Below are 26,306 nucleotides of genomic sequence, written 5' to 3'. Positions count from 1 at the left end.
GGGGCACCGATGATCACACTTCAGCACACCGCCGCGCCGGCCGTGCCGGAACACGCCGTCTGGGCGGGCGCGCAGGTCCTGCTGCTGGGCGTGCTCGGCGGCACCGTCGGGCTCGGACCGCCGGGCTGGCTGGCGGGCACCGCCTACGGCCTGGCGACCTGGGTCCTGCTGGCCGCGGCGATGGTGCGCGCCGGGGTGCGCTCCCCCGGCCCGGCCGACCGGGTCACGCTCGCCCGCGGCGTCCTGGTGGGCGCGGTGGCCGCGCTGGTGGCCGATCGGATGGGCGAGGACGTCCCGGTCGGGCTGCTGGTGGTGTTCGCCGCCGTGGCGCTGTCGCTGGACTTCGTGGACGGTCGGGTGGCCCGCCGCACCGGCACCGCCTCGCCGATGGGGGCGCGGTTCGACATGGAGGTCGACGCGTTCCTGATCCTCGTGCTCAGCGTCCACGTGGCGCTGTCGTCCGGGCTGTGGGTGCTGGCGATCGGGTTGATGCGGTACGTGTTCGTCGCGGTGTCGTGGGTGGCGCCGTGGTTGCGCGGGGAGCTGCCGCCGAGCTTTGCGCGCAAGGCCGTCGCGGCTGTGCAGGGGGTGCTGCTGGTCGTCGCCGCGTCCGGCGCGGTGCCGTTCGCGACCGTCCTGGTGGAGCTCGCGCTGGCCGCGCTGGGGTGGTCGTTCGGCCGGGACGTGGCCGGGCTCTGGCGGACCAGGGATCGAGTGGCCGCTGAGGCCGTTGTGGTGAAGGAGTACTCCCATGTCTGAGCAGACCGCGCCCGCCCGGTCCACGACCGCGCGCGTCGGCGACATCGCGTTGTGGGTGGCGCAGGTAGCGCTCGCCGCCTACTTCGTCTACAGCGGGTACCTGCTGTTCGGTGACGACTTCGTGCAGAAGTTCGAGGAGATCGGGTTCGGGCAGTGGCTGCGCTACCTCACCGGGACGTTGGAGATCGCGGGCGCGCTGGGGCTGCTGGTGCCCCGGCTGTGCGGGCTCGCCGCACTCGGCCTGGTCGGGGTGATGGCGGGCGCGGTCGGCACCGAGTTGTTCCTGCTCGCCAAGGGCGACGCCACGCTGCCGCTGATCCTGCTGGCCGCCGCGGCGGTGATCGCGTTCCTCCGCCGCGACACGATCCGCGCCCTGCTCGCTCAGCTCGCGCCGGACCGCTTCGGGAAGTAGCGCAGCACCGCGACGTCGCCCAGGACCTCGACGCCGTCGAGGTGGAACCGCCGGGCCGGGCCGCCGGGGAACGCCGCCGGGCGCACGAACCTCGGCGCGGCGGCCTGGCCGATCAGCATCGGCGCGACCGCCATCCGGATCTCGTCGGCCAGGCCGGCGGCGAGGAACGCGGTGTGCACGTGCCCGCCGCCCTCCACCATCAGCCGCCCGATCCCGAGCGCGCCCAGGTCGTCGAGCAGGGCGGCGAAGTCGACCGCCGGGCCGAGCGCGGCGACCGACGCGAGGCCGGCCAGCGCCACCGACGCGACCGGGAAGCCGGAATCGGTGGTGTAGACCCGCTTCTCGCCGCCGTGGTGCCAGAAGTTCAGGTCCGGCGCGAGGTCCCCGGACCGCGTGACGGTGACCTTCAACGGGTACTCCGGCCGGCCGGCCGCGACCCGCGCGGCACGCCGGCCGGGGTCGTTGACCAGCAGGCGCGGGTTGTCGCGGCGGATCGTCTCCGCGCCGACCAGGATCGCGTCGGACTCGGCGCGCAGGCGGTCCACGTGGTCGAAGTCCTCGGCGTTGGACAGCGGGAAGCGCTCCGCGCCCCGGTCGTCTATGTAGCCGTCGACGCTCACGGCGACGCTGAGCAGCACGTGCGGTCGAATCACCGGTTCACCGTACCGACCCCTGAACCGGACGGGCCGTCCACGCGTTTGCCTGTCGTGGCGACACTGGAGGACGGGCGATGACGGGTGGCACGTGGCGGCGGGTCGGGTGGTGGACGGCCACCGGGTGCGCCGTGCTGCTGGTGGCGGTCGTCCTGCTCGCGCCGGCGGACCTGGAGAGGTTCACCTGGTCGGCGTTCCTGCGGGTCCCGGTCGAGGCGCTGCTGGGCGTGCTGCTGGTGCTCGTGCTGCCGGTGCGGTGGCGGTGGGTCGCGGCGTGGGCCGGTGGGGTGTTCCTGGGACTGCTGGCCGTGGTGAAGGTCCTCGACATCGGGTTCGACGTGGTGCTGTACCGGCCGTTCGACCTGGTGCTGGACTGGCCGCTGCTCGGGCCGGCGGTGGACTTCGTGGCGGTGACCGGCGGCCCGGCGGGCGCGGTCGGCGTGGTGGTCGGGGCGGTGCTGGTGGCGCTCGGGCTGATCACGCTGGTGGCGTGCTCGGTGGTGCGGCTGGCCCGGCTCGCCGACCGGCGGCGGGCGGTCACCACCCGGGTCGTGCTGGTGTCGGCCGCGGTGTGGATCACGCTGGCCGGGACGGGCGTCCCGCTCACCTCGACCAGTGCCGCCGAGTTCGTCTACGACCACGCGCGGCAGGTGCGTGACGGGTTGGGCGACCAGGAGGCGTTCGCCGCCGAGTCCGCGCTGGACGCGTTCCGGGACGTGCCGGGCGACCGGCTGCTGACCGCGTTGCGGGGCAAGGAGGTCGTGGTGGTGTTCGTGGAGAGCTACGGGCGCTCGGCCGTCGAGGATCCGGAGCTGTCGGTGGCCGGCGTGCTCGACGCCGGCACGCGCCGGTTGGCGGCGGCCGGGTTCTCCGCGCGCAGCGGTTTCCTGACCTCGCCCACGGCGGGCGGCGGCAGTTGGCTGGCGCAGGCGACCCTGTTGTCCGGGCTGCGGATCGACAACCAGCAGCGGTACCGGAACCTGGTGGGCAGCGACCGGGTGACGCTCAACGCGGCGTTCGGGCGGGCCGGTTGGCGGACCGTCGGAGTGCTGCCGGGGATCACGCAGGCGTGGCCGGAAGGCGAGTTCTTCGGCTACCGGCGGATCATGGCGGCCGGCGACCTCGGCTACCGGGGCCCGAGGTTCGGCTACGCCACCACGCCCGACCAGTTCACCCTCGCCGCGTTCGACCGCGCCGAGGGCGGGTCGCCGGACCCGGTGATGGCCACCATCGCCCTGGTCGGCAGCCACGCCCCGTGGACGCCGGTGCCCTCGCCGGTCGACTGGGCGGACCTGGGCGACGGCTCGGTGTACGGCTCGATGCCCTCGGGCACCGGAGCGCCGGAGTCGATCTTCACCCGCGACCCGGCGGACGTGCGCGCCGACTACCGCCGGTCGGTCGAGTACTCGCTGGGCACCCTCGTGTCGTACGTGGAGAACCACCGCGACGACGATCTCGTGGTGGTGTTCCTCGGTGACCACCAGCCGGCCCAGGTGGTGACCGGCGGCGGCGCGGGCCGGGACGTGCCGATCGGCGTCGTGGCGAAGGACCCGGCGGTCCTCGACCGGATCGCCGACTGGCGGTGGGACGCCGGCCTCCGACCCGGCCCGCACGCCCCGACGTGGCCGATGGAGTCCTTCCGCGACCGGTTCCTGACCGCGTTCGGCCCCGCCGCCGGGTAGCGGCGGTCGCCGATCCCCCGGCGGCCGGCGCGGCACCGGCCGTCAGCGTGGGGGCAGCGGCGGGTTGCTCCGGGGACGCAGCCGACCGGTCGGCAGGGGCGGGGCCGGGAGACGGGCGCCAGGGTAGCCGGTGACCTGGCCGAAGCGCTCGGTGCCGGCCTGCCACTCCGCGCGGTGGTGGGCGATCTCGTCGTGGTCGCGGGCGACGAAGTTCCACCACATCACGATCTCCTCGCCGAACGGCTCACCGCCCAGCAACATCGCGCGGGCCGGTTGCGGGCCGGGGTTCGCCAGGGTCAGCGTCCCGGCGCCCGGGGCGGTGCAACCGAGTTCGGCGCGGCGCACCCGGACGCCCGACAGCTCGACCTCGCCCTGGTCGACCAGCACGCCGTGCTCGTGGCGCGGGTCGACCGCCAGTTCGACGCCCACCCCCGGCTCCAGGACCAGTTCCGCGCCGAGCAACGGCGTGAACGTGCGCACGGGCGAGGTGTGGCCGGCCAGCGTTCCGAGGAACACCCGGACGGTCGCGCCGGGCAGGGCGATCGGCTCGGGGCGGTGGTGCTGGAAGTCGCGGGGCGCGTCGCGGTGGGCGTCGGGCAGGGCGACCCACAGCTGCACGCCGTGCAGCACGGTCGTCCCGGGCAGCGACACCTCGGAGTGGCAGATCCCGTGCCCGCCGGTCATCAGGTTCAGCTCGCCCGGCCGCACGACCGCGTGCACGCCCAGGCTGTCGCGGTGCTCGATCTCGCCGCTGAACAGCCAGCTCACCGTCTGCAAGCCGGTGTGCGGGTGCGGCGCGACGTCCATCCCACCGGTCGCCGACACGTCGTCGGGGCCGTAGTGGTCGGCGAAGCACCAGGCGCCGACCATGGACCGGCCGCGCTGCGGCAGCGTGCGGCGGACGGTCATCGCACGCGGGCCGCCCAGCGGCACGTCCCGGGGTTCGAGGACCTCGACCCGCGCCGCGGCACCGGCCGTGGCGGCGCACACCACCTCGGCGGGGTCGGTCTCGGTGTTGCTCATCGGGTCGTCCCCGCTCGGCACGTCACCCCACCCACTGTAGTTGCGGGTAGAAGCACCTCCAGGCGTTTCCATGGGCAGGCACCTCCACCCGTCCCGGGCACGTCGGGTCAGACCGGGAAGTCCACGTCCTCCGACGGCGCTTGCGGGTCCACTCCGCGCGGGTGGCGCGCGGAGCGCAGCAGTGACCAGGCGGTGACGATCGCCGCCGCCACGGCGAACATCCACCCGACCCCCGGCCGGCTGAACAGCAGCGAACTCACCGAGCCCTCGGGCAGCGGGCGCGCGTGCGGGTGGCCGGACAACACGACCAGCGCGGCCGACGCCGAGGCGGCGCAGGCGACGAGGCCGCCTGCCACCGCCCTCGGCCACCGCACCACGACCACGTGCATAACGACCGCCAGGCCGACGTAGACCGGCCACCACGGCAGGTGCACCAACCGAATGGGCACCTGCCCCACCGACGCCCACGGCACCACCAGCGCCGCCACCGTGCACCCGCCCGCCACCGCCCGCCACACCCGTGCATCCACACCACTGGTCTAGCAGAACGACCTCAGCCGGCCGGGCGGACCACCGTTGCCTCCGCGAGCAGCGCGGCCAACGCCTGCGCCGCGGACACCTCGCCGGGCCTGGTCCGGGCCGCGACCATCCCGCTCACCACGGAGGTGGCGATCGAGGTGCCCTTCCAGCTCGCGTAGCCGTGGAAGTCCGCCAAGTCGTGCCGCCGCCGCACCCGCCCGTCCAGGTAGGTGCTGACCGCGTTGCCCGGTGCCGTGCACGTCACCCACGGCAGTAGCGGGCTGTACGGCGCGAGCGCGTCGTCGGCCGTGCGACCGCCGACGGCGACCACGCCCGGCAACGCCGCCGGCCACGTCGCCGAGCGCCGGGTGATGTCGTGCCAGAGGCCGTCGACCTGCCCGTGGTTGCCGGCCGCCGCCACGATCAGCATGTCCGGGGTGAGCCGCTCGATCGCCCGCTGCACCACCAGCGGCGGGCCGTGGTGCGCGCGGCAGCCCAGCGCGAGGTTGAGGATGTGGATGCCGTCCTTGCGGAACCGGGCCATCGCCGCCACGGTGTCCCACGCGGTGGCCCGGCCGTCGGAGTCCAGCACGTCCCGCACGACGATCTCGGCCTTGGGCGCGTGGGCGGCGATCAGACCGGTGACGAACGCGGCGTGCCCGTCCTCCCACGGGATCGGGTCGGCGTCGTGCTGGTCGAAGCCGGTCCCGGCGTCCGGGGTCTCGTAGTGCCCGGCCAGGTCGGGGTGGCGGTAGAGCCGGGTGTCGAGCACGCCCACCCGCACGCCCGCGCCGCCGTCCGGTCGCGCCTCGGGCACCGGGTCCGGCCGGTCGGCGGGCTCCGGCTCGAACTCCCCTGCCATCGACTGGGTCTGCGGGTAGGCGCCGAACTGGCTGCTGACGAACCGGTTCTTGCCCAGCACGGGGTTCCAGCCGCCGCACTCCGCCGCGAACAGCCGGCGCAGCTCCGCCAGCAGCGGGTCGACGTCGGTCACCGGTACCGGCTCGCCGCCGGCCTGCTGGGACCGGTGCCACAGCCGCAGCCGGGCGAGGTCGAACACCGCCAACTCGGCCACCCGCAGCGAGTCGAGGTGCAGCGCGGTGAGGGCGGCCTCCACGAGGTCGATCTCGCGCAGGTCGACGATCAGCTCGTCGGGCACCGTGGCGAGCGGGATGTCGGGCCGCAGGTCGTCCATGGCTGTCCTCTCGGGTTCGGCGTCTGTTCCGGGGTCCACGTGGTGTGGATGCCGCATGGTCTCGCCGAAATGCGTTGGCGGCCGGGATTCGCGCGGGGCAGTCTTGGCGGATGCCGCCGGACTCCGCCCTCCAGCAGGCGCACGACGCGGTCGGGCTGGCCGACCGGGACCCGGCGCGGGCCGCGGCCGCCGCCGAGCAGGCGCTGCTGCGCGCCGTGCGGGAACGTGACGGCGAGGCGTCCGCGCTGGCCGAACAGGCGTGGGGGCACGCGCTGCAGCAGTGCGGCGAGGTCGGCTCGGCGATCCGGCACCTGCGCAGCTCGGTGCGGCACGGCGCGCCGAGGTGGCCCGAGCTCGCCGCGGAAAGCCGGATGAAGCTCGCCTTCGCCTTGGCGCAGCGGGGTGACACGCGCTCCGCGCTGCGCGAGATCGACGCGGCGCTGACCGTCCTCACCGGACACGCCGGGGCCAAGGCGCGCGCCCAGCGGGCGGTGATCCGCTACCACGCGGGCCGGCTGGACGCGGCGTTCGCCGACTACCAGGCGGCCGAGGCGGTGCTGCGGCGCGGCGACGACCGGCTGGCGCTGCAACGGGTGCTGCTCAACCGGGGCATCCTGCAGGCCGAGCGGCACGACTTCGACGCCGCCGAGCGCGACCTGGCCGAGGCCGGCGCGCTGGCCCGCGAGCTGGGCCGGCACTTGGTGGTCGGGATCGTCGCGGAGAACCTCGGGTTCGTCGCCGGGCTGCGCGGTGACGTGCCGGCGGCGCTGGCGCACCTCGCCCGCGCCGAGGACGTGATCGGCCGGCACGGCGGGCAGACCGCCCCGGTGTTGCAGGACCGGGCCGAGCTGCTGCTGTCGGTGGGGCTGGTGGCCGAGGCGCGGGTCGCCGCCGAGCGCGCCGCCGAGGCGTTCCACCGGGAGAACCGCCGGCTGCGGGTGCCGGAGATGCTGTTGCTGCTGGCGCAGGCCGCGCTGCTGGAACGGGACTGGGCGACGGCCGCCGGGCACGGCTCGGGCGCGCTGCGCGCGTTCACCCGGCAGGACCGGCCGGGGTGGGCCGCGCTGGCCCGGTCGGCCGTGCTGCGGGCAGAACTGGGCGCAGAACTGGGCGCAGAACTGGCCACCGGACTGGGCACCGGACTGGGCGCGGAACTGGGCACCGGACCGGGCGGCGGCCGGACGACCGTGCGGCAGGCGGAGGCGATGGTCGTGACGCTGGCCGCGAACGGCCGCCCGTCGGCCGCCGCGCAGGCCCGGCTGGACGCCGCCCGGCTCGCCGACCTGCGGGGCCGCCCGGCGCTCGCGGTCGGCCACCTGACCGAGGCGGCCCGCACCCGCCGGCACGGCCCGGCCGCGTTGCGCGCCCGCGGCTGGTACGCCGAGGCGCTGCTGCGCGAGCGCTCCGGCGACCGGCGCGGCGCGGCCTCCGCCGCACGGGCCGGGCTGCGGGTGTTGGACGAGCACCACGCCGCGCTCGGCGCGTCCGACCTGCGCGCCTACTCCGCCGCGCACCGCGCCGACCTGGTCGAGCTGGGCCTGCGGGTGGCGCTGGCGGGCGGCGGGGCGGGCGCCGTGTTCCAGTGGGCCGAACGCGGCCGGGCCGGCCGGCTGCTGCACCGCCCGGTCCGCCCGCCCGCCGATCCCGGGCTCGCCGCGCTGCTGCCCCGCCTGCGGGCCACCACCGGCGAACTGGAACGGGCCCGCACCGAGGGCACGCCCACCGCGCGGCTGGTCGCCCGCCAGGTCACGCTGGAGCGGCAGGTCCGCGACCGCAGCCGGCTGCTGCGCGCCGAGTCCACCCCGGGCCGGCTGGTGTCGCCGGCCGAACTGGGCCGGGCGCTGGGTGAGCGGGCGCTGGTGGAGTACGTGCAGGTCGACGACCGGCTGCTGGCGGTGTCGCTGGTGGCCGGGCGGCTGCGCGCGCACCCGCTGGGCTCGGCGGCGGAGGTCGCCGACCTGCTGGACCGGGTGCCGTTCGCGCTGCGCCGCACCGGGCCGCGCGCGGCCCGGCTGCTGCGCGACACCGCCGCCCGGCTGGAGCGCCTGCTGCTCGACCCGGTCGGCGTCGGCGACCGGCCGCTGGTCGTGGTGCCGACCGGCGTCCTGCACAGCCTGCCGTGGTCGGTGCTGCCGTCCTGCGCGGGCCGCCCGGTCTCGGTGTCGCCGTCGGCCGCGCTGTGGCACCGGGCGGCGACCCGCACGCCCGGCACCGGCGGCGTGGTGGTGGCCGCCGGTCCGGGGCTGCCCGGCGCGCGCGAGGAGGCGCTGGGCGTCGCGGCCGTGCACGGCGTCACCGCGCTGGTGGACGGCGCGGCCACGGTGGACGCGGTGCTGGCCGCGCTGGCCGGCGCCCGGACCGCACATCTCGCCACACACGGCGTGCTGGCCGTGGACAACCCGCTGTTCTCGGCGCTGCGACTGCACGACGGGCAGCTGATCGTGCATGACGTGCAACAGCTCGAACGGGTGCCGGACACGGTGGTGCTGGCGGCGTGCGACGTCGGCCGGTCCGTGGTGTGCTCCGGTGACGAGCTGCTCGGCCTCGCCGCGACGTTCATCGAACGCGGGGCGGCCCGGGTGATCGCCGCCGCCGTGCCGGTGCCGGACGCGGACACGAAAGCTCTGATGACCGCCGTGCACCGCGGCCTGGCGGCCGGCGAACCGCCCGCGAACGCCCTCGCCTCGGCTCAACTCGCCGTGGCCGCCGACAACCCGGCCGCCGCCGGTTTCGTCTGCGTCGGCGCGGGCTGAGGGCGTTCGACCGCGCCCTGGCCGCACTCCTGCACCGGCTGGGGCAACGCTCCTCAGGGGCGAACCGGGTTCGGGCCGGCTGCTGTCCGGTTTGGCCGAGGGCTCGGAGGCCGCGCCGGCTAGGGCGTGGCCTGCCACGGGCCGAACGCGCCGCCCCGCTCGGCCCGCACCGAGGTGTGCAGCCGGCCGTCCGGTCCGACCAGCAGCACGACCAGCCGGCCCGCCGGGTCCACCGCCGCCGCCGGGTAGTCCAGCGGCGTGCCGCCGATCCCGGCCCACGCGCCGGACGCGTCCGTGGTCACGCCGCCGTCGCCGGCCCGCCCGACCACCACCACCGCACCGTCCGCCGACACCGCCGCCGGCCGGCCAGGACCACCGGGTCCCGGGCCGCGCACCGGAGCCGACCACGCCCCGCCGGTGCGGGTGGCGCGCAGCACCTCGCCGGTGTCGGCCACCGGCACCACGACCGTCGTGCCGCCGGCGTCGGCCACCGCGACCGGCGCGCCGGCCGGGGCGACCGCCGGGAACGACGAGTCCCAGCCACCCGCCCACCGCAGCACCGACGTGGCCGTGGCCGCGTACACCTCCGGCGCGCCGTCCGGGCCGGGCACCGCGCTCAACCCGTCGCGCACGTCCGCGCCGCCGAGCCGGTCCCACGAGCCCCAGCGGCCGTCGCCGTCCTGCTCGACCCGGCTCACCCCGCCCCGCGCGTCCCGCACGAACAGCGCCAGCCGCCCGTCCCGGTGCGCGGCCACGGCCGGGACGCCCACCCGCGCGTCACCCGGGTCCGGGCTGCCCAGGCCGACCCACCCCCGGTCGTCGCGGCAGGTCATACCGTCGTTGTCCAGCCGCCGCCCGCACACCGTGAGCCCGCCGACGCCCCGACCGACCGCCAGACCCGCCGCGAGCGGGCCGTCCGGGCGGTCCACGGCGGCGCTCTCCCAGCGGTCGCCGGCCTGCCGCCACCCGATGACGTCCTTGCCGCGCACGGCGAACGCGTGCAGCCGCCCGTCCGGCGCCTGCCCCACCCACGCCGTGCCCCGGTCCCACCGGTAGTACATGCGGCGCGACCAGCGGTCGTACGCGGGGCCGTGCGCCAGTTTGTCGTGCTTCTGGTACTCGCCGAAGTGGCCGATCTTGTCGTTCTGCTGCTCCGGGCCCAGGTTCGCCGGGGCGTCCTCGATGTTGTAGTCCCGGTAGCCGACCACCGACAGCGCCGGGCGGTCCGGCGACCGCCGGTAGCTCCGCGCCGCCGCCTCCGCGAACCGGGCGCTCATCACGTGGTCGGGGTGGTCGTGCAGGGGCAACCAGAACGGGTAGTCCGGGTCCGGGTCGGGGTCCTGGGTGCGCAGCACCGTCGGGCGGAACCCCTCCATCAGCTTCGCCAGCACCTTGACCAAGCCGTTGCCGGTGTACCGGGACGGCTCCGCGACCTGGCCGCCGGTCGGCACCAGGGTGTCCACCGACACCCAGCCGCCCCGGTCCCGCCACAGCCGGCTCAACGCGCCCCGGCCGCCGGCCGCGCGCGGGTCGGCGTCCTCGGGCAGGTTCAGGAAGACCAGCGCCACCCGCGGCCGCGACTTGAGCGAGTAGCGCTCGGCGGTGCGCCCGCCGGCCAGCGCCATGGCCGAGCCGTCCCACTCGTCGGGCACGCCGGCCATCCGCGCGTAGGCGGCGCGGGCACCCGCCTGGCGGGCCGCCGAGTAGCCGTTCGCGTCCGGTTCCTCGGCTTCGCCGGCGGTGAGGAACACCGTCATCAGGCGGTGCCCGGAACGCACCCCGTCACGGACGTCGGGATTCATGAACAACAGGTCGTCGTCGTGGTGCGCGACGACCTGGAGGTAAGCGACCTCGTCGGCCGTCGCGGGCGGTGCGGTAGGGTCGCCGCAGGCCACCAGCACCGCCAGCGCCAAAGCCACGAGCAGTGCGAACGGCCTTGCAAGCGCCATGAAACCACTGCCCCCAAGTCGCATTCCACCCCTGCTGCGACGGACAGGCTACCGACAGGAAGGCGATAGCGCGGAAACCGGTGACCAACGCGACGTCTTGCAACGCGACCGCGCTGCCGAGCGTCGTTGACAGGTGGGGTCGAGCGGCGATCGGTCGGATCGGCACAGCGGTGTCTTGAGGGGTTTCGAGGGGACTTGTGCGCATCTCGGTGGTGGTCCCGTGCTTCAACGAGGAAGCCGGGCTGGAAGATCTCTACGCGGCGCTGATGCGCACGCTCCCGTCGGTGGGCGAGGACTTCGAGGTCCTGCTCGTCGACGACGGCAGCACGGACGGCACCCTGCCCCGGCTGCGCCTGCTCGCGGAACGCGACCAGCGGTTCAAGTACCTGGCGCTGAGCCGGAACTTCGGCAAGGAGGCCGCCATGCTGGCCGGCCTCGGCCACGCGACCGGCGACCTGGTGGCCATCATGGACGCCGACCTCCAGCACCCGCCCGAACTGCTGGAGCGGATGGTCGCCCTGATCGGCACCGGCTACGACCAGGTGATCGCGCGGCGCACCCGGCGAGGTGAGGCGCGGGTGCGCACACTCGTGTCCACCGTGTACTACAAGCTCATCAACAAGGTGATCGACGTCGAACTCCAGAACGGCGTCGGTGATTTCCGGGTGCTCAGCCGGCGCGCGGTCCAGGCGCTGCTGTCGCTGGGCGAGTACAACCGGTTCTCCAAAGGGCTGTTCTCCTGGATCGGCTTCGACACCGCGGTCATCGACTACGACAACGTGGTCCGCCGGAACGGCAACAGCAGTTGGACGTTGCGCAAACTGTTCAACTACGGCATAGACGGCGTGGTCTCGTTCAACTCCAAACCGCTGCGGGTCGCGATCTACCTCGGCGCGCTGGTCACCGCGATCGCGTTCGGGTATGCGATCTGGGTGCTGGTGAACGCGGTGTGGCACGGCGTCGACGTCCCCGGCTACGTCACCCTGATGTGCGGCGTGCTCGTGCTGGGCGGCCTGCAACTGCTGTTCCTGGGCGTGATCGGCGAGTACGTCGGCCGGATCTACTCCGAGTCCAAGCGCCGGCCGCACTTCCTGGTCAAGGAGTCCGCGGGCACCGGGCCCACCCCGGTCACCCTGCCGCTGGGCCGCGACGTCGCCGAGCACGCGGTGGAGGTCATGGGCGAGGTCGTGGCCGGTCCGTTCACCGAGCGGACCGCGCGGTGACCGGCAAGCTCGGCCGGATCATCCGCTTCGGACTCGTCGGCGTGGTCAACACCGGCGTCTACTACGGCCTGTACCTGCTGCTGGGCCTGGCGTTCCCGTACCTGGCCGCGCACGTGGCCGCGTTCCTGCTGGCCATGGTCGGGTCGTACTTCCTCAACTGCTACTTCACGTTCCGCACGACGCCGTCGCTGCGGACGTTCCTGCTGTTCCCGCTGTCCAACGTGACGAACTTCGTCGTCACCACGGCGGGGTTGTACGCGCTGGTCACGTGGCTGCACGTGGACCAGCGGATCGCACCGCTGCTCGCGGCGGTGGTGGCGATCCCGTTCACGTTCATCGTCGCGCAGTTCGTGCTCCTGGGTCGTCCCGGGCAGGCCGCGCCACTGGTCAAGGAAGAGGAACGGACGTCGTGACGACGCTCGTCCGACGATCGGCGCGGGGTCCGCTGGTCGCGTTCGGTGTGTGTGCCGCCGTGGTGTTGATCGCGCAGATCCCGTTCTTGCGCAACCGGTTGTTCTACGTGTGGGACGACAGCGCGGTCCAGTTCCTGCCCACCTGGCACTACCTGGGCGGGCGGCTGCTGGAGGGCGACTGGCCGCCGCTGCTGGACGTGGACAACTGGATGGGCGGCAACTTCGCCGCCGAGGCGCTGTTCGGCATCTGGAACCCGGTCAACCTGGCGAACTTCGTGCTGGTCAACCAGTTCGACGACCTGGCGGTGGCCGCGGTCGTGGTGAAGACCGAGTTCCTGGTGCTGCTGGCGCTGGGCGCGTACCTGCTGTGCCGGGAGTACGGCGCGGGGCGCGGGCCCGCCGCGGTGATCGCGATCGCACTGCCGTTCAGCGGGTTCACCCTCTACTACGACGCCGCGACGTGGGCGGCCGGGTTGATGGCGTTCACCTGGCTGCCGTTCACCTGGTGGGCGGCGCGGCGGATGGCGCGCGGCGCGGGCAGCCCGCTGTGGGCGTTCCTGTTCGGCGCGCTCGCGGTGACCACGGGCAACCCGTACGGGCTGCTGGGCGTGTGCGTGGTGATGGCGGCGCTGCTGGTCGAGTCGTGGGTCAGGGGTGACCGCCCGGCGCTGCCGCGGCTGCTCGTGGTGGGCGGGCTGGTGGCGTTGCTGGTGCCGCTGGTGTACCTGCCGCTGCTGGGCAGTTCGGCGGTGACCACCCGCGCGGGCCAGGGCTTCGCCAGCGACGGTGTGCTGATGCCCCGGCTGTCGGACCTGCTGAGCCTGAGCATGGCCAGCCACCAGCCGATGGTCCGCGGGTTCGGCCACAGCATCCGGATGATCACGCCGTCGGTGTACTTCGCGTGGTTCATCGTGCCGCTGCTGCCGTGGCTGCACTGGAGCCGGTTGCGCGAGCGGTGGCGGCCGCTGGCCGGGGTGTTCGCGGTCGCGGCGGTGTACGTGCTGCTGGCGGTCGGGCCGTCGAACATGTGGATGTTCCGGTTCCCGTTGCGGCACTTGGAGGTCGTCTACCTCGCGCTGGGCGTGCTGTTCGCGGTCGTGCTGACCGGCGGGCCGAAGCTCGACCACTTCCGGCGGCGGGCGCTGCTCACGGCGGGCGCGCTGGTGCTCTCCGCGTACCTGACGTTCTCGGCCGGGCCGTGGCAGTGGCGGCACCACGTGATCTCGTTGGCGCTGCTGGTCGTCGGGATCGTGCTCGCGCTCTGGCTGGCGCGGCGACGGCTGGCCGCCATGTACGGCGTGCTGGTGGTCGGGGTCGCCGCCGGGCTGGTGGCGCAGACGGCGTGGTTCCCGTTCAACGGGGACGTGGCCGTGCACAACTACCCGCGGTCGATCACCGAGTTGCGCGCGCAGACGCCGCCGCACGAGGGCACCACGTTCCCGGTGGGCAGCGTGCTGCCGGGCAACGTCGGGCTGGTCGCCGGGCTGTCGTCGGTCGGCTCGTACACCGGGTTGCAGTTCCGCGACTTCGCGAGCGCGACCTGCATGGTCTACCACGGCAACACGTGCGCGGGCAGCTTCGACCGGATCTTCGCGCCGACCGACCTGGACGGCCGGCCGCTGGTCGACCTGATCCGGGCGGGCAGCGTCGGCGTGGACAACTCCGTCCGCCCGGACGTCCAGCCGCCGCCGGGCTGGCGGGTGTCCTTCCGCTCGGAGACGGTGACCGTGCTCAGCCGCGAGCAGCCGCTGCCCTGGCCGGACGGGCGACTCTCGCACGCCACGGCGGGGGTGCGGGTCACCGAGGACACCTCGCCGGACGACCGGGACGAGTCGGTGCGGTTCACCAAGCCGCGCGGGCAGGCCGGGTCGCTGGTGTTCGCGCGGCTGGCGTGGCCCGGCTACCGGGTGGAGCTGGACGGGCGGGAGCTGACCGGGCGGCAGGGTCCGGCGGGCCTGCTCGTGGTCGACCTGCCGGCCGACGTCGAGGCCGGGCAGGTCACGCTCCGGTGGACGCCGCCCGGTCTCCCGCTGGGCACCGCGCTCGCCCTGCTGGGCCTGTTGGCCGTCGTGGCGTACTCCGGGTTCCTGCGGTGGCGCTCCCGCCGACCGGACCCGGCGCCCCTGGTGGACGCCGACCACGAGCCCGCCGACCACGAGCCCGCTGATCGCGAGCCCACTGGCCGGGAACGGGCCGACGCGTAGCCAGGCGGGCGGCACCGGCGCACCCCTCCACCGCCGGTGCCGCCCGCCCGGTCGGCCACCCCCAGCGCGACCGCGTGGCCACCGTACGGCCGCTTCGCGCCGCCGGACCGCCTGCCGGCGCACCCGTTCTTGTCGTTCCGCGTACTCGTCCGGGCACGCGCAGTACCGTGGTGAGGACGGTACGGAGGCAGGTGACGAGTTGGCCCACTTCGCCACGGATCCCACCGGTACGCCCGAACAGCGCCTGGAGGAGTTCCAGACCGCCGCGTCGACGGCGTTCGCGCCGTTGGCCATCACCGCCAACGACCCCGGCCGGATGTGGGCGGGCATCCGCGCCGAGCAGGTCGGCGGGCTGCTGGTGTCGGACCTGCGCACGTCGGCGTGCACGGTGCGCCGGGACCGCCGGCAGATCAGCTCCACCGACAACGACGTGTACAAGGTCGCCCTGCAGGTCTCGGGCCGGATGGTCGTCGCGCAGGACGGCCGGCGCAACGTGATGCTGCCCGGCGACATGGCCATCTACGACACGACCCGGCCCTACACGCTGGTGCACCATGACCCGGCGCTGCGCCCCCAGGACGACTTCCGCACCATCGTGGTCACCTGCCCCCGCTCGTACTTCGCCTCCGACGCCGACGTGCTGCGACAGGTCGTCGCCACGCCGAAGGCGACCGGGCGGGGCGTGCGGCGGTTGGTCGCGGGCTTCTTCACCGGCCTGGCCGACGAGCTCGACGGCGTCGCGACCGCCGGGTCCGGGCAGGGCGGGCTCCGGCTGGCCGACTCGCTGGTCGACATGATCGCGCTGGTGTTCGCCGGGCGGGAGGTGCCGGTGGCCGGTCGCGCGCCGCTGCTGGACCGGATGCTCGCCTACTGCGAGGCCAACCTGTCCGATCCCGACCTGTCGCCGCGCACGGTCGCGCGGGCCCACCGCGTGTCGGTGCGCTACGTCCACCGGCTGTTCTCCGGGCAGGACCAGCCGCTGTCGTCGTGGATCCGGGCCCGCCGGCTGGACCGCATCCGGCAGGACCTGGAGAACCCGCAGCTGGCGAGCCGCACGGTGGCCGCCGTCGCCGCCCGGTGGGGGCTGCTGGACGCGCCGCACGTCAGCCGCGCCTTCCGCGCCGCGTACGGGATCAGCCCGGCCGAGTACCGGCGGCACGCGCTGCGCACGCGGGCGGCGTTCGGCACCGAGGCCAGGGCTGCCGGGATCAGGGCACCAGAGACCAGGGCACCAGAGACCAGGGCACCCGGGACCAGGGCACCCGGGACCAGGGCACCCGGGACCAGGGCGCCAGAGGTCAGGACAACCGAGGTCAGGTCAGGGGTGTCAGGATCGTCCTGAGGTCGCGGCGGCCGGCGATGCCGAGCTTGCGGTAGACCCGCGACAGGTGGAACTCGACGGTCCGCACGGTCAGGTACTGCTCTTCGGCGATCTCCCGGTTGCTGCGCCCGGTGCGGGCCAGCTCGCCGATCTTGCGCTCCTGGCGGGTCAGCCCACCGGCCCCGTCGAGGGTGGTCATCCGGGTCAGCGCGGCCTCGGCGCGGTCGGCGCACAGCCGGTAGCCGGTGCGCCGGGCCGTGTCGCGCACCTGTTCCAGGGTCTCGCGCGCCTCGGCGTACCGGTCCCGGGTGCCCAGCGCGAGCGCCAGGTCGTAGCGGGCGTACAGCGATTCGCCCAGCGCGTGGTCGCCTTCCAGCGCGGTCGCCGCCGCGCGCAACGCCTCCGGGTCCGACCCCGCCACGACCGCCGCCGCGTGCGACACCAGGCCGATCAGCCGGGGGTTGCCCCAGCGCCGCGCCGCCGCCAGCTCCTTGGACACCAGCGCGCGGGCGAGGTCCGTGCGGTTCAGCGCGTTCGCGCACACCGCGGCCCGCGACCGCCACGGGGCGACGGCCGGGTTGCTCACGCCCCACCGGGCCAGTTCCCGGCCGCAGTCGAGGTAGTCCTCCAGGGCGCGGTCGAGCCGGCCCCGCGCGACGTGCAGGCCGCCGCGCGCCAGGAACAGCTCCGCGCGGTCCCGCACGCCGGTCAGACCGCCGCCGAAGTCGTGCTCCAGCAGCAGGTCGTGCGCGCGGTCGAGTTCGCCGAGGTCGACCAGGGCGGCGACCAGCCAGGCGACCGCGACGCCGCGGACCTGCTCACCGACCTCGCGCCGTACCGATTGGGACAGCTCGCGGGCCGCGCCGGCCGGGTCGCCCGCCGACCACGTCAGCCGGGCGGCCAGCAGGGCGACCACGCCGCGCGCGCCCGGCGCCCCGGTGTCGCGCAGGGCGCGGGCGCACCGCTCCCGCGCCTCGTCGAGCCGGCCGCCGTAGCCCAGGACCAGGACGCCGCACCAGAACGCGCCCGCGCCGCGCCACCCCGGCAGGGCGAGCAGCCGGCGCGCGGTGGCCAGCGTCCGCGCCCGGTCCGTGCCCCGGTTCGCGAGCTGGACGGCCCGGACCGCCAGCCGCTGCTCCTCGGGGATCCCCCCGCGCGGCGCGGTGTCGGGCGCGGGGCCGCCCGGCAGGTAGACCAGGCCGTCCAGGTGCGTGCCGGACTGGTCGGCCGGGGCTCCGCCGGCGAGGACCACCTCGACCACCTCGCGGACGATCTCGTCGGCCTCGCCCCAGCGGCCCCGCTCGACCAGTTCGGCCCGCGCCCGGCGCACCTGGTCCAGGGACGGCACGCCCCGGCCGGCGGCGGGCAGCCCGCGCTCGACCGGTCCCGCTCCCGGGCCGACCGGTTGGACGTCGTGCTCCACCACGTACCCCCATCCCCCCGGCCGCGCACCGCCGGCCGGGGGTTTCGGTGTGTCGGGACGGTCTGGGCTCGCGGCGGGCGATCAGGTCGGGCGGAAGGTCAGCAGGGTCAGCCGGCCGGGCGCGGGCTCGCCGCGCGGCGCGAACCCGGCGTCGGCGGCGAGCCGGGTCCAGTCCGCCCACGTGCGCTCCCGGCCGCCGAGCACGGCCATCATCTCGACGTCGGAGAGCTTGCCCGGGTCCGGCACGCCCGGTCCGGCCAGGACGTGGTTGACGATCAGCAGGCGGGCCCCGGCGTCGTCCCCGACCGCCGCCCGGACCGTGCGCAACGCGCGCACCGCGGCCGGGTCGTCCCAGTTCTGCAGCGAGCGCTTGACCAGGTAGGTGTCGAACCCCGGCGGCACCGCCCGGAAGAAGTCGGCCTCGATCGCCACCGCCCGGTCCGCCACCCCGCACCGGCGGAACTCCTCGGCCGCGCCGGCGATCGCCAGCGGGTGGTCGCACACCGCGCCCTCGCGGCCGGGGTTGCGCCGCAGCAGTTCGGCCAGGAAGCTGCCGCGCCCGCCGCCGACGTCGGCGATCCGCCGGAACTCCACGCCGTCGAACAGCGCGAAGGTCTCCGGGCCGTCGATCTGCGCCATCGCCCGGTCGAACAGCGCGGAGGCCGCGTCGTCGGCGCGCAGGTGGTCGTAGAACGGCTCGCCGTAGAGGTGCTCGAACGCGGTCTGACCGGTCCGCACGGTGTGCGCCACGTCCTCGTGGGGCCGCCACAGCAGCGGGTCGGTGAGCAACAGCAGGATGTCGCGGAACCCGCCCGCGCCACCGGTCCGCAGCCCGTCCGACGCCGGGGTGAGCGCGAACCGGCCGCCCGCGTCCTCGTCCAGCACGCCGGCCGTGGCGACGGCGGCGAGCACCCGGCCCAGCCGGGACGCGTCCACGCCGACCGCGCGGGCGAGGTCGGCCGCCGTGGCCGGGCCCGCCACCAGGTGGTCGGCCACGCCCAGCCGGACGAACGCGCGGATCGCCCCCAGCGCCCACTTCACCGCGGCCAGGTGCAGCACCAGGCCGCGCGGGTCGGCCAGTGCCGCGCGGGGCAGCACGGGCGCGGGCCCGGTGTTCTCCGACTGCTGTTCGCCACCCATTGCGGTCTCCACTCCCCTGCTCCGGCGACACCCCGGCACGAGCTCAGCACGACCTGACGTAGCCGCCGTCCACCCGGAGCACCGCGCCGGTGACGTAGTCGGCGACCGGGCTCACCAGGTAGGCCACCGCGCCGGCCACCTCGGCCGGGGTCCCGTACCGGCCGATGTCGTTGGGCGCCCACTCCCGCGCGGCCCGCTGCTCGATCTCGGCGATCTCGGTGCCCCAGCCGCGTTCGGGCGCCATCTCGCGCAGCCACTCGCGCATGTAGTCGACCAGGATCGCGCCGGGCGAGACCACGTTCGAGGTCACGCCGGTGCCCTGGAGGTCGCGGGCGAGCGAGACGGCGAGGTTGTGCCGGGCGGCCAGCGCGGCGCAGTACTGCGGCTGCACCGGCATCGGCTGCACGGCCAGCCCGCCGCCTACCTGGACCACCCGGCCCCAGCCGCGCTCCCGCATCCCGGGCACGAACGCCTGGATCATCCGCACCGCGGACACCACGTTGACCTGGTACGACCGCGCCCACAACTCGGGCGTGGCGGCGTCCCAGGAGACCAGGTCGCTGCCGCCCGCGTTGTTGACCAGCACGTCGACGACACCGCCCGCGGCCACCGCGCGGACCACCTCCCGCGCGCCCTCGTCGGTGGCCAGGTCGCCGAGCGCCACGTCCACCCGCCGGCCGTGCCCGCGCACGCTGCGCGCCACCTCCTCCGCGCGGGCCCGGTCCCGGCCGTGCACCACCACGTCCGCGCCCTCGGCCGCCAGCACCTCGGCGATCGCGGCCCCGATCCCCGAACTCGACCCCGTCACCAGCGCGCGCCGCCCGATCAGTCCCGAATCCACGCCGAAACCCCCTGTCGTGTCGGTGCCCGGAGCTCTCCGGGGCGTCCCCGGGCGGGCCGGCGGAATTGCCCGCGCGGCCCGCGCCCGAGGGCTCGGTGCGTTATCCGCGCACCGCGTCCAGCAGTTGTCCGGTGATTTCCGCGAGCCGCCGCGCATCGGCCGGCGAGAACAGCCCGCCGGTCAGCGGGAGTTCGCGGTACATGGTGTAGGCGGTCAACGGCGCGGCCGGCGGGTCGTCCAGCAAACGGACGATCGGCGGCACCACTTCGGTGGCCGGTTTCGCCAATGCCTTCTGCTGCTCCACGAACGCCGCCGTCGCCGGGTCGAACTCGCCGACGAACCCGGTGGCCGTGGTCCCCGGGTGGAACAGCACGTAGCGGACCGGCCCGTCGCCGTGCCGCCGGGCGAACTCCACGCCGAGCAGGTCGTCCAGCCGGCCGCTGAGGAACATCGCCCGCACGCCGTCGTAGTCCCGGGCGCTCTGCAGGTCGTCCCACGTCACCGGGGTGTCGTGGCCGGGGCCGGCGACGTTGACGATCACCGGGCGGTCGGCCCGCTCCAGCGCGGGCCGCAGCCCGTACCCGAACAGCAGCCTGCTCAGGTAGAACAGCGCGAAGTTGTCCTCGAAGCCCTCCGCGGTGACCGACCGGTAGCTGCGGAAGTGGCGCGCGCACAGCACCAGGCCGTCGACGCGCGGGTGGTCGCGCAGGATCGAGGCGACCACCCGCCGGCTGGTGGCCACCAGGCTGAGGTCGGCCTGGACGAACTCGACGGTGCCCGGTGCGCCCTCGGCGGCGCGGACCAGCGCCGCGCCCTTCGCCGGGTTCGTCCCGAGGGCGACCACGTGGTCCCCTCGGGTGAACAGCTCGCGCGCCACCGCCGCACCGATGCCGTCGGTGGCACCGGTGATCACGTAGGTCTTGGTCAAGCCGTGCTCCCTGGTGGTGATCGCGGTGGATCGGTGTCATCCCGGTGGCCGTGATCGGCCGTTCACCGCAGTGCCTCGATGACCCGGGCGAACGACATCATCTCGGGTTCCAGGACGGTGAAGTAGCTGAAACCGAATCTCTTCCGCGCCGCGCGGAGCTGCTCCGCGCATTCATCCGGCGGGCCGACCAGCAATGACGGTGATTCGACCGACTGGGCGGCGCTGAGGTCGAGATCATTCTGCCACAGATCGGTGATCCGGTGCCCTGGTCCGGATGGCAGGACGCGGTGCACGGTAATGTTCAGCTCGACCTCGCGGATGCGCTCGCCGAGCAGTTCCCGGACGAATTCGACCCGGCCCGCGACCTCCGCCGGACCGCCCAGCCGCAGCCGCTCGCCGTCGGGCACGCGGGTGGTGCCGGTGAACGCGACCACGTCGGCCCGCGCGGCGGCCAGCCGGAGCACCCGGTCGCCCCGGCCGGCGATCATCAGCGGCGGTCCGGGCCGCGCCCGCAGCAGCGCGACGGTCCGCTCCAGGTGCGCGACCCGTTCGGCGGCTGGTGTCCACGGCAGGCCGGCCGCGTCGAACTCGGCCCGCGCCCAGCCCGCGCCCAACCCGATCTCGACCCGGCCGCCGCAGTACCGGTCGAGGGCCTCGACGTCCCGTGCCAGCACCTCGGGCCGGTAGAGGGTCGTGTTGAGCACGTGGGTCGCGAGCCGCACCCGTTCGGTCGCCTCGGCCGCGAGCACGAGCGTCGGCAGCGGGGCGGCGCTGCCCAGGTGGTCGGGCACGGACACCACGTCGTAGCCGAGTTCCTCGGCCAGCCTCACCTTGCGCACCCAATCCGCGCGCTCGACGGGCGTGTAGAGGCACAGGGCGAACCGGAACGGTCGGAGGTCGTCAGTGGTCACGGAACCCGCCTCTCGGGGATCGGCACGGGGACGCGCTCAGGCACGGGCGGGCTCCCGGGCGGCGAGCAGCGGCGGGAGCCGTCGGCTCACCAGCTCGACGTGCCGCACGACCAGGTCGTCCGGCATCGCCGCGACGCTCGCCCAGAACACGAGGTGCCGCACCGCGAGCCCCTCGGTGCGCTGGTGGATCCGCTCGACGGCCTCCTCCGGGGTCATCACCTCCAGCGCGCCCCACGGGCCGTCCGCCCGCCGCTCGCGGGTCGGGCCGATCCCGACCGGCGGCGGCACCGGCCGGCCGGTGCCCTCGACCGAGCCCCGCCGGTAGGTGTCCTGCTGGTGCGCCAGGTGCGGCGCGACCCGGTGCCACGCGGCGTCCGGGTCGTCGGCCAGCAGCACCGGCAGCAGGCCGGCGACCCGCGCGGTCGCCGGGTCGTGGCCGCCCTCGACCAGGCCGACCCGGTAGTGCCGGAACACCTCCGCCGAGATGTGCAGCAGGCCCATGCCCAACCGGCCGGCCAGCCGCGCGCCGCGCGGGCCGTAGAAGCCGCCCCACAGCGGCACCGGGTCCTGCAGCGGCCGGGGCGTGACGCCGCCGGGCTCCCACAGCCGGCGCACCTCCCGGACCACCCGCTCGGTCTCGGCGAACCGCCGGCCGGGGTCGGCCCCGAACAGCGCGAACTCGGGCGCCCGGTACCCGGCGCCGACGCCGAGTTCGAGCCGCCCGCCGCTGATCAGGTCCACCACCGCGGCCTCTTCGGCGAGCTGGGCGGGTGCGCGCAGCGCGGGCAGCGCCACGGCCGTGCCGATCCGGACGTTGCGGGTCCGGGCCGCCGCGGCGGCCGCGAACGTGAGCGGCTGCGGCAGGTAGCCGTCGGCGAACAGGTGGTGCTCGCTGAACCACACCCCGCCCGCACCGCACCGGTCCGCCTCTTCACACAGCTCCAGCGACCGCGCGTAGTGGTCGGCCCACGGCCGTTCCCACCGGGCCGGGTTGCGCAGGTCGAAGAGGAATCCGACGTCCATCGTGGTCTCCGTTCAGGGTGGGCGCTGGAGGCGGGCGCGCGGGGTCCGCGCCGTCGGGACGGGTGGTCAGCCGAGCAGCGTTCCGCCGGTGGCGTCGATGAACGCGCCGGTGATCCACCGGGCGTCGTCACTGGCCAGGAACGCCACCACGTCGGCGACGTCACGCGCCTGCCCGACCCGGTTGAACGCGGACAGCCGGGCCATCGCCCCCACCGCCTCGGGGTCGTCGAACACCGCGCTGCCGTTGTCGGTGATGCCCGGCGCGACCGTGTTCACCGTGATGCCGCGCGGCGCGAGGTGCCGGGCGAGGTGCAGGGTGAGCTGCTCGACGGCGCCCTTGGACATCGCGTACGCCACCTGTCCGGGATTGGCCACCCGGGTCAGGCCCGAGGAGATGGTGACGATCCGGCCGCCAGCGGACAGCAGCGGCAACGCCCGCTGGACGAGGAAGAACGGGGCCTTGGCGTTGACCGCGAACAGCCGGTCGAACTCCTCCGGCGTCACGTCCTCGGGCGCGACCCCGGCGGGCGTCTGCGCGCCCGCGTTGTTCACCACGACGTCCAGCGCGGTGCTGCCGGTGCGCTCGCGCAACCCCTGCTCCAGACCGAGGAACAGCTCGTGCACGTCGCCCGGCCGGCCGAGTTCGGCGCGCACCGCGAACGCCCGCCCGCCGTCCTTCTCGATCCGCGCCACGGTCTCGGCCGCCGCGTCCCCGTCGACCCCGTAGTGGACCGCGACCAGCGCGCCCTCTTGCGCCAACCGCTGCGCGGTGGCCCGGCCGATGCCCCGGCTGGAGCCGGTGACCAGCGCGGTCCTGCCGTCGAGCCTGCCCATGCCGGTCTCCTCCACCTCTGCGGTCACGCCCGGGGTCACGCCGGGGGTGTGTGGCCGGTCGGGGCCGCTGATCGTGCGGGCGAGGTGCGCGCGGACGACGTCGAACCGCACCAGGTCGGTGAACGCGGCGCGCAGCGGCTCGACCTCCGGCCCGCCGAGCAGGAGCAGTGCCTGGGCCCGGACGCCGGCCAGGGTCCGCGCCCCGGCCACGCCGGTAGCCGGCGGCCTGCCGGTGCTCGTCGTCGAACGCGTCGAGCCACGTCGGCCGGCCGTGCGCGATGTCCTCGCCGGTCACGTGCCGCCAGGCGGCGGCGATCTCGGCGAAGTCCGGCGTGCGCGGGCGCGGGCTCGCGCCGAACACGTGGACCATCACCCGGGTGCTGCCGTCCGGCCGACGCCACGCCGTGGCCAGGCCGTGCGGGTGCCGCTCGAACCGGCGATCCGGGATGGCCAGGCCCTCGACGTCGGCCCGGAGCAGCTCACGGGCGGCGTCCGCGCCGGGAAAGTCGAAGCCGCCCAGCACCCGCACCGCGCTGTCCTGCCCGTCGCAGCCGGCCAGGTAGGCCGCGGCGACCCGGCGGCGCTCCCCGGCCACCACCACCTCGGCCTCGACGTGGTCGCCTCGCTCGGCCAGCCCGGCGCCGCGCCGGACCCGCGCGCCCAGCGCGGCGGCCCGCCGGCCCAACACCCGCTCCAGCACGGTCTGCGGGCACTTCCACCGGCCGGCGAACCGGTGGCCGGGGTCGGCCTCGGCCAGGTCCAGCGGCAGGCCGCCGAAGTGACCCGGTCCGCCGCCGGGCAGCCGGCCCGGCCCGCCCAGGACGTGCCGGTCGGCCAACAGCTCCATGGTGCGGGTGTGCAGGATCGAGGCGCGTGACTCGGTGGTGGGCGCGGGGCGTCGGTCGCGCCCGCGACCACCACGTCTGCCGCGCCCTCGCGGATCACCTCGGCCGCATACCCCACCGCGTCCAGACCGGACGTGCAGCCGGTGGACACGACCGCCCCCGGCCCTGCCGCGCCGACCGCCCACGCCACCTCCGTCGCGAACGAACTGGGCACCAGGTAGTTGTAGAGGTGCGGCACGGCGTACTCGTGGTCCAGCCCCGTGGTCGCGCCGATCGTCACGCCGATCCGGCCGGGGGCCGGCGCCGCCAGGTCCAGCCCGCTGTCGAGCACCGCCTCCCGCGCGGTGACCACGGCGAACTGGGCCGCGCGGTCCATCCGGCGGATCTCGCGCGGGGTCAGGCCGTGCGCCTCGGGGTCGAAGTCCACCTCGGCCGCCACCCGCGAGCGGAACGGGGCGGGGTCGAAGGAGGTGATGCGGCGGCTGCCCATCCGGTGCGGCATCCCGGACCGGTCGAACTCGGTGAACAGGGCGGCGACCTCGTCCGCCGACTCCGGCCGCATCCGGGCCACGATCAGGGTGCTGTGCATCGTCCCTCCGTCGGGTCAGCCGGCCGGCCCGAACCAGCGGTCCAGGGCCATCGGCAGGTCGTGGTGGCTTCCGGGCGCGGCCCAGGCGACGTGACCGTCGGGCCGCAGCAGCACAGCCGCCGTGTCACCGGCGACGGGTGCGAGCGGTGTCGCGGTGACGATGTCGATCCGGTCGGCCCACGGCCGCGCCCGGCCGCGCAGCACGGCGTTGTCGGCCAGGTCGAGCAGCACACCGCGGCCGGTCCTGAGCAGTTCGGTGCTACCGGTGCGGCGGCCGTCGCGGGACAGGTCCAGGTGCGGCATCCGCAGGCCCAGCAACGGGTTCGGGCCGCCACCGACGTCGTAGCGGATGTCCAGGCCGCTGACCCGCGCGGCGAGGTGGGCCTCGACCTCCGGGTAGCGCAGCAGTTCGGCCAGCACGTCGCGCACCGGAGCGACCCGCTCACCGCCCAGGATGAGCGCGCCCTGCGCTCGGGCGTCGGCCAGCAACGCCTCGCCCACCGCGTGCCGCTCGTCGTGGTAGGTGTCCACAAGGGACGGTGGTGCGGCGCCGCGCAGGACCGCGCCGAGCTTCCAGCCCAGGTTCACCGCGTCCTGGATGCCGGTGTTCATGCCCTGGCCGCCGGCGGGCAGGTGCACGTGGGCGGCGTCGCCGGCGAGCAGCACCCGGCCGCGCCGGTATTCGGTGACCAGGCGGGCGGCGTCGCCGAACGCGCTCACCCACACCGGTTCGGCGTGCCCGATGTCGGTGCCGGTGAGCCGCTGCCAGACCTCGGCCACCTCGGCGAAGTCCGGCGGGTCGGACCGGCGGCGCGGCGGCGCGCCGTGCTCGCCGACGACGACCCGGTGGGTGCCGTCGGGCAGCCGCGCGGCCAGCACCACGCCGCCGGGCACCTGCTCGCCGACCATCCTCGGTTCGACCTCGACGCCGCGCACGTCGGCCAGCAGCAGTTCGGTGGTGGCGTCCGTGCCGGGGAAGTCGAACCCGGCGAGCGCGCGGACCGTGCTGCGGCCGCCGTCGCAGCCGACCAGGTAGCGAGCGCGCAGCGGTCGGTCGGTGCCCGCCGCGCGCACGTCCACGCCGGCCGCGTCCTCGGTGCACCCGACGACCTCCACGCCACGCCGGATGTCCGCGCCCAGGCCGTGCGCCCAGCGCTCCAGCACGGCCTCGGTCGTGGCCTGCGGGACGGTCTTGGCCGCCCGCCGGGCCGTGCCGAGCACCCCCAGGTCCAGCGGGACACCGCCGAAGTGCCCGAATTCCCCGGTCTCCACCTCCCCGAACCGGGGCAGCAGGCCGCGCTGGTCGAACACCTCCGCGGTGCGGATGGTGAACCCGATTCCGCGCGATTCACCGGTCGGCGCCGGCAGCTTTTCCAGCACGATCACGTCGACGCCCGCCAAGCGCAATTCCCCGGCCAGCACGAGACCGGTCGGACCGGCCCCGACGACCACCACCGAAGCGTCCATTCCACCCTCCCTTCGAACAGTCCGCGCAGCACCGGGCGATTCACCACGGCGGTCGTCCGGGCACTTCTTCCCGACCGAACGACCGGGCATCCCCGACGGGTGTCCAAAGGCCACCCGGCGAATCAACCGGATTGTTCTGCCGCCCGCACGCCGGCGACCCGACGCGGGACCCGGCGGCGGCCGGAAGCCCCGCCCGGCG

21 protein-coding genes and 2 pseudogenes are annotated in these 26,306 nt (G+C 75.2%); 8 read left to right on the top strand and 15 right to left on the bottom strand.

From position 1 onward, the window contains the following. Positions 1 to 9: 9 nt before the first annotated feature. Positions 10 to 759 carry a CDP-alcohol phosphatidyltransferase family protein gene (locus tag BN6_RS19945; RefSeq protein WP_015101519.1) on the top strand — a complete coding sequence of 250 codons (750 nt, stop codon included), beginning with the start codon at positions 10 to 12 and terminating at the stop codon, positions 757 to 759. Continuing rightward, positions 752 to 1,171, top strand: coding sequence for a DoxX family protein (locus BN6_RS19940; RefSeq protein ID WP_015101518.1), 420 nt, complete (start codon positions 752 to 754; stop codon positions 1,169 to 1,171). Before BN6_RS19945 ends, BN6_RS19940 begins: the two co-directional genes overlap by 8 nt. Here BN6_RS19940 and BN6_RS19935 read toward each other — a convergent pair. Continuing rightward, positions 1,141 to 1,824: a RibD family protein gene (locus BN6_RS19935; RefSeq protein WP_015101517.1), complete on the bottom strand. Its 684-nt coding sequence runs from the start codon at positions 1,822 to 1,824 to the stop codon at positions 1,141 to 1,143. The genes BN6_RS19940 and BN6_RS19935 overlap by 31 nt on opposite strands. Before the next feature lie 77 nt (positions 1,825 to 1,901). On the opposite strand from BN6_RS19935, the gene BN6_RS19930 reads away from it, so the two are divergent. Continuing rightward, entirely contained in the window at positions 1,902 to 3,506 is a 1,605-nt protein-coding gene (locus tag BN6_RS19930; protein ID WP_015101516.1) for a sulfatase-like hydrolase/transferase, read from the top strand. A gap of 42 nt (positions 3,507 to 3,548) precedes the next feature. Here the strand turns inward: BN6_RS19930 and BN6_RS19925 are convergent, their stop codons facing one another. The 3 genes from BN6_RS19925 to BN6_RS19915 form a co-directional block, all read right to left on the bottom strand. Beyond that, positions 3,549 to 4,529 (bottom strand): pirin family protein, encoded by a 981-nt coding sequence (locus BN6_RS19925; RefSeq protein ID WP_041317448.1) that lies wholly within the window; start codon positions 4,527 to 4,529, stop codon positions 3,549 to 3,551. A 107-nt stretch (positions 4,530 to 4,636) separates the two neighbouring features. Further along, positions 4,637 to 5,059, bottom strand: coding sequence for a hypothetical protein (locus tag BN6_RS19920; protein WP_148302937.1), 423 nt, complete (start codon positions 5,057 to 5,059; stop codon positions 4,637 to 4,639). Positions 5,060 to 5,082: 23 nt separating this feature from the next. Continuing rightward, entirely contained in the window at positions 5,083 to 6,243 is a 1,161-nt protein-coding gene (locus BN6_RS19915) for a S8 family peptidase (protein WP_015101513.1), read from the bottom strand. Between the two features lie 110 nt (positions 6,244 to 6,353). On the opposite strand from BN6_RS19915, the gene BN6_RS19910 reads away from it, so the two are divergent. After that, positions 6,354 to 8,996 (top strand): CHAT domain-containing protein, encoded by a 2,643-nt coding sequence (locus tag BN6_RS19910; protein WP_015101512.1) that lies wholly within the window; start codon positions 6,354 to 6,356, stop codon positions 8,994 to 8,996. Between the two features lie 119 nt (positions 8,997 to 9,115). Here the strand turns inward: BN6_RS19910 and BN6_RS19905 are convergent, their stop codons facing one another. Beyond that, complete coding sequence (locus tag BN6_RS19905) at positions 9,116 to 10,945, bottom strand: PIG-L family deacetylase (protein ID WP_158509412.1); 1,830 nt, start codon at positions 10,943 to 10,945, stop codon at positions 9,116 to 9,118. A gap of 197 nt (positions 10,946 to 11,142) precedes the next feature. On the opposite strand from BN6_RS19905, the gene BN6_RS19900 reads away from it, so the two are divergent. The 4 genes from BN6_RS19900 (at position 11,143) to BN6_RS19885 (ending at position 16,127) form a co-directional block, all read left to right on the top strand. Next, positions 11,143 to 12,168, top strand: coding sequence for a glycosyltransferase family 2 protein (locus tag BN6_RS19900; protein ID WP_015101510.1), 1,026 nt, complete (start codon positions 11,143 to 11,145; stop codon positions 12,166 to 12,168). Continuing rightward, positions 12,165 to 12,581 carry a GtrA family protein gene (locus tag BN6_RS19895; RefSeq protein ID WP_015101509.1) on the top strand — a complete coding sequence of 139 codons (417 nt, stop codon included), beginning with the start codon at positions 12,165 to 12,167 and terminating at the stop codon, positions 12,579 to 12,581. The genes BN6_RS19900 and BN6_RS19895 overlap by 4 nt, the downstream gene beginning before the upstream one ends. After that, positions 12,578 to 14,785 (top strand): glycosyltransferase family protein, encoded by a 2,208-nt coding sequence (locus BN6_RS46805; protein WP_015101508.1) that lies wholly within the window; start codon positions 12,578 to 12,580, stop codon positions 14,783 to 14,785. The genes BN6_RS19895 and BN6_RS46805 overlap by 4 nt, the downstream gene beginning before the upstream one ends. A gap of 199 nt (positions 14,786 to 14,984) precedes the next feature. After that, the gene (locus BN6_RS19885) at positions 14,985 to 16,127 is read left to right on the top strand and encodes an AraC-like ligand-binding domain-containing protein (protein WP_015101507.1); all 1,143 of its coding nucleotides are present in this window, start codon (positions 14,985 to 14,987) and stop codon (positions 16,125 to 16,127) included. On the opposite strand, the gene BN6_RS19880 is transcribed toward BN6_RS19885, so the two are convergent. From BN6_RS19880 to BN6_RS19840, 10 genes and pseudogenes are all read right to left on the bottom strand, one after another. Then, complete coding sequence (locus tag BN6_RS19880) at positions 16,099 to 17,532, bottom strand: LuxR C-terminal-related transcriptional regulator (RefSeq protein WP_015101506.1); 1,434 nt, start codon at positions 17,530 to 17,532, stop codon at positions 16,099 to 16,101. The two genes, BN6_RS19885 and BN6_RS19880, sit on opposite strands and share 29 nt — an antisense overlap. A 78-nt stretch (positions 17,533 to 17,610) precedes the next feature. Further along, positions 17,611 to 18,669: a methyltransferase gene (locus BN6_RS19875; protein WP_051075653.1), complete on the bottom strand. Its 1,059-nt coding sequence runs from the start codon at positions 18,667 to 18,669 to the stop codon at positions 17,611 to 17,613. Between the two features lie 43 nt (positions 18,670 to 18,712). After that, a complete protein-coding gene (locus tag BN6_RS19870) occupies positions 18,713 to 19,510 on the bottom strand; it encodes an SDR family NAD(P)-dependent oxidoreductase (protein ID WP_015101504.1) in 798 nt (265 codons plus the stop codon). A gap of 100 nt (positions 19,511 to 19,610) precedes the next feature. Further along, positions 19,611 to 20,438: an SDR family NAD(P)-dependent oxidoreductase gene (locus BN6_RS19865; protein WP_015101503.1), complete on the bottom strand. Its 828-nt coding sequence runs from the start codon at positions 20,436 to 20,438 to the stop codon at positions 19,611 to 19,613. Positions 20,439 to 20,500: 62 nt separating this feature from the next. Further along, complete coding sequence (locus tag BN6_RS19860; protein WP_015101502.1) at positions 20,501 to 21,349, bottom strand: TIGR03621 family F420-dependent LLM class oxidoreductase; 849 nt, start codon at positions 21,347 to 21,349, stop codon at positions 20,501 to 20,503. A 36-nt stretch (positions 21,350 to 21,385) separates the two neighbouring features. Beyond that, positions 21,386 to 22,372, bottom strand: coding sequence for an LLM class flavin-dependent oxidoreductase (locus tag BN6_RS19855; protein WP_015101501.1), 987 nt, complete (start codon positions 22,370 to 22,372; stop codon positions 21,386 to 21,388). A 66-nt stretch (positions 22,373 to 22,438) separates the two neighbouring features. Beyond that, entirely contained in the window at positions 22,439 to 23,416 is a 978-nt protein-coding gene (locus BN6_RS45820) for an SDR family NAD(P)-dependent oxidoreductase (protein ID WP_015101500.1), read from the bottom strand. A gap of 52 nt (positions 23,417 to 23,468) precedes the next feature. Continuing rightward, positions 23,469 to 24,053, bottom strand: a pseudogene (locus BN6_RS50260) (FAD-dependent monooxygenase); the annotation flags it as partial. Positions 24,054 to 24,088: 35 nt separating this feature from the next. Further along, positions 24,089 to 24,640, bottom strand: a pseudogene (locus tag BN6_RS50255) (TcmI family type II polyketide cyclase); the annotation flags it as partial. A gap of 15 nt (positions 24,641 to 24,655) precedes the next feature. Continuing rightward, positions 24,656 to 26,107 carry an FAD-dependent monooxygenase gene (locus tag BN6_RS19840; protein ID WP_015101497.1) on the bottom strand — a complete coding sequence of 484 codons (1,452 nt, stop codon included), beginning with the start codon at positions 26,105 to 26,107 and terminating at the stop codon, positions 24,656 to 24,658. Between the last annotated feature and the right edge of the window lie 199 nt (positions 26,108 to 26,306).

This window comes from Saccharothrix espanaensis DSM 44229, from assembly GCF_000328705.1.
Classification (GTDB): Bacteria; Actinomycetota; Actinomycetes; order Mycobacteriales; family Pseudonocardiaceae; genus Actinosynnema; species Actinosynnema espanaense.
Note: the sequence above shows the minus strand (reverse complement) of the source record. Positions and strands in the feature narration are given on the sequence as shown.

Coding starts and splice junctions, on each gene's coding strand:
- BN6_RS19925 (WP_041317448.1), bottom strand. CDS start 4,529: ATGAGCAACACCGAGACCGACCCCGCCGAGGTGGTGTGCGCCGCCACG.
- BN6_RS19910 (WP_015101512.1), top strand. CDS start 6,354: ATGCCGCCGGACTCCGCCCTCCAGCAGGCGCACGACGCGGTCGGGCTG.
- BN6_RS19940 (WP_015101518.1), top strand. CDS start 752: ATGTCTGAGCAGACCGCGCCCGCCCGGTCCACGACCGCGCGCGTCGGC.
- BN6_RS19905 (WP_158509412.1), bottom strand. CDS start 10,945: ATGGCGCTTGCAAGGCCGTTCGCACTGCTCGTGGCTTTGGCGCTGGCG.
- BN6_RS19840 (WP_015101497.1), bottom strand. CDS start 26,107: ATGGACGCTTCGGTGGTGGTCGTCGGGGCCGGTCCGACCGGTCTCGTG.
- BN6_RS19855 (WP_015101501.1), bottom strand. CDS start 22,372: ATGGACGTCGGATTCCTCTTCGACCTGCGCAACCCGGCCCGGTGGGAA.
- BN6_RS19915 (WP_015101513.1), bottom strand. CDS start 6,243: ATGGACGACCTGCGGCCCGACATCCCGCTCGCCACGGTGCCCGACGAG.
- BN6_RS19930 (WP_015101516.1), top strand. CDS start 1,902: ATGACGGGTGGCACGTGGCGGCGGGTCGGGTGGTGGACGGCCACCGGG.
- BN6_RS19945 (WP_015101519.1), top strand. CDS start 10: ATGATCACACTTCAGCACACCGCCGCGCCGGCCGTGCCGGAACACGCC.
- BN6_RS19875 (WP_051075653.1), bottom strand. CDS start 18,669: ATGGGTGGCGAACAGCAGTCGGAGAACACCGGGCCCGCGCCCGTGCTG.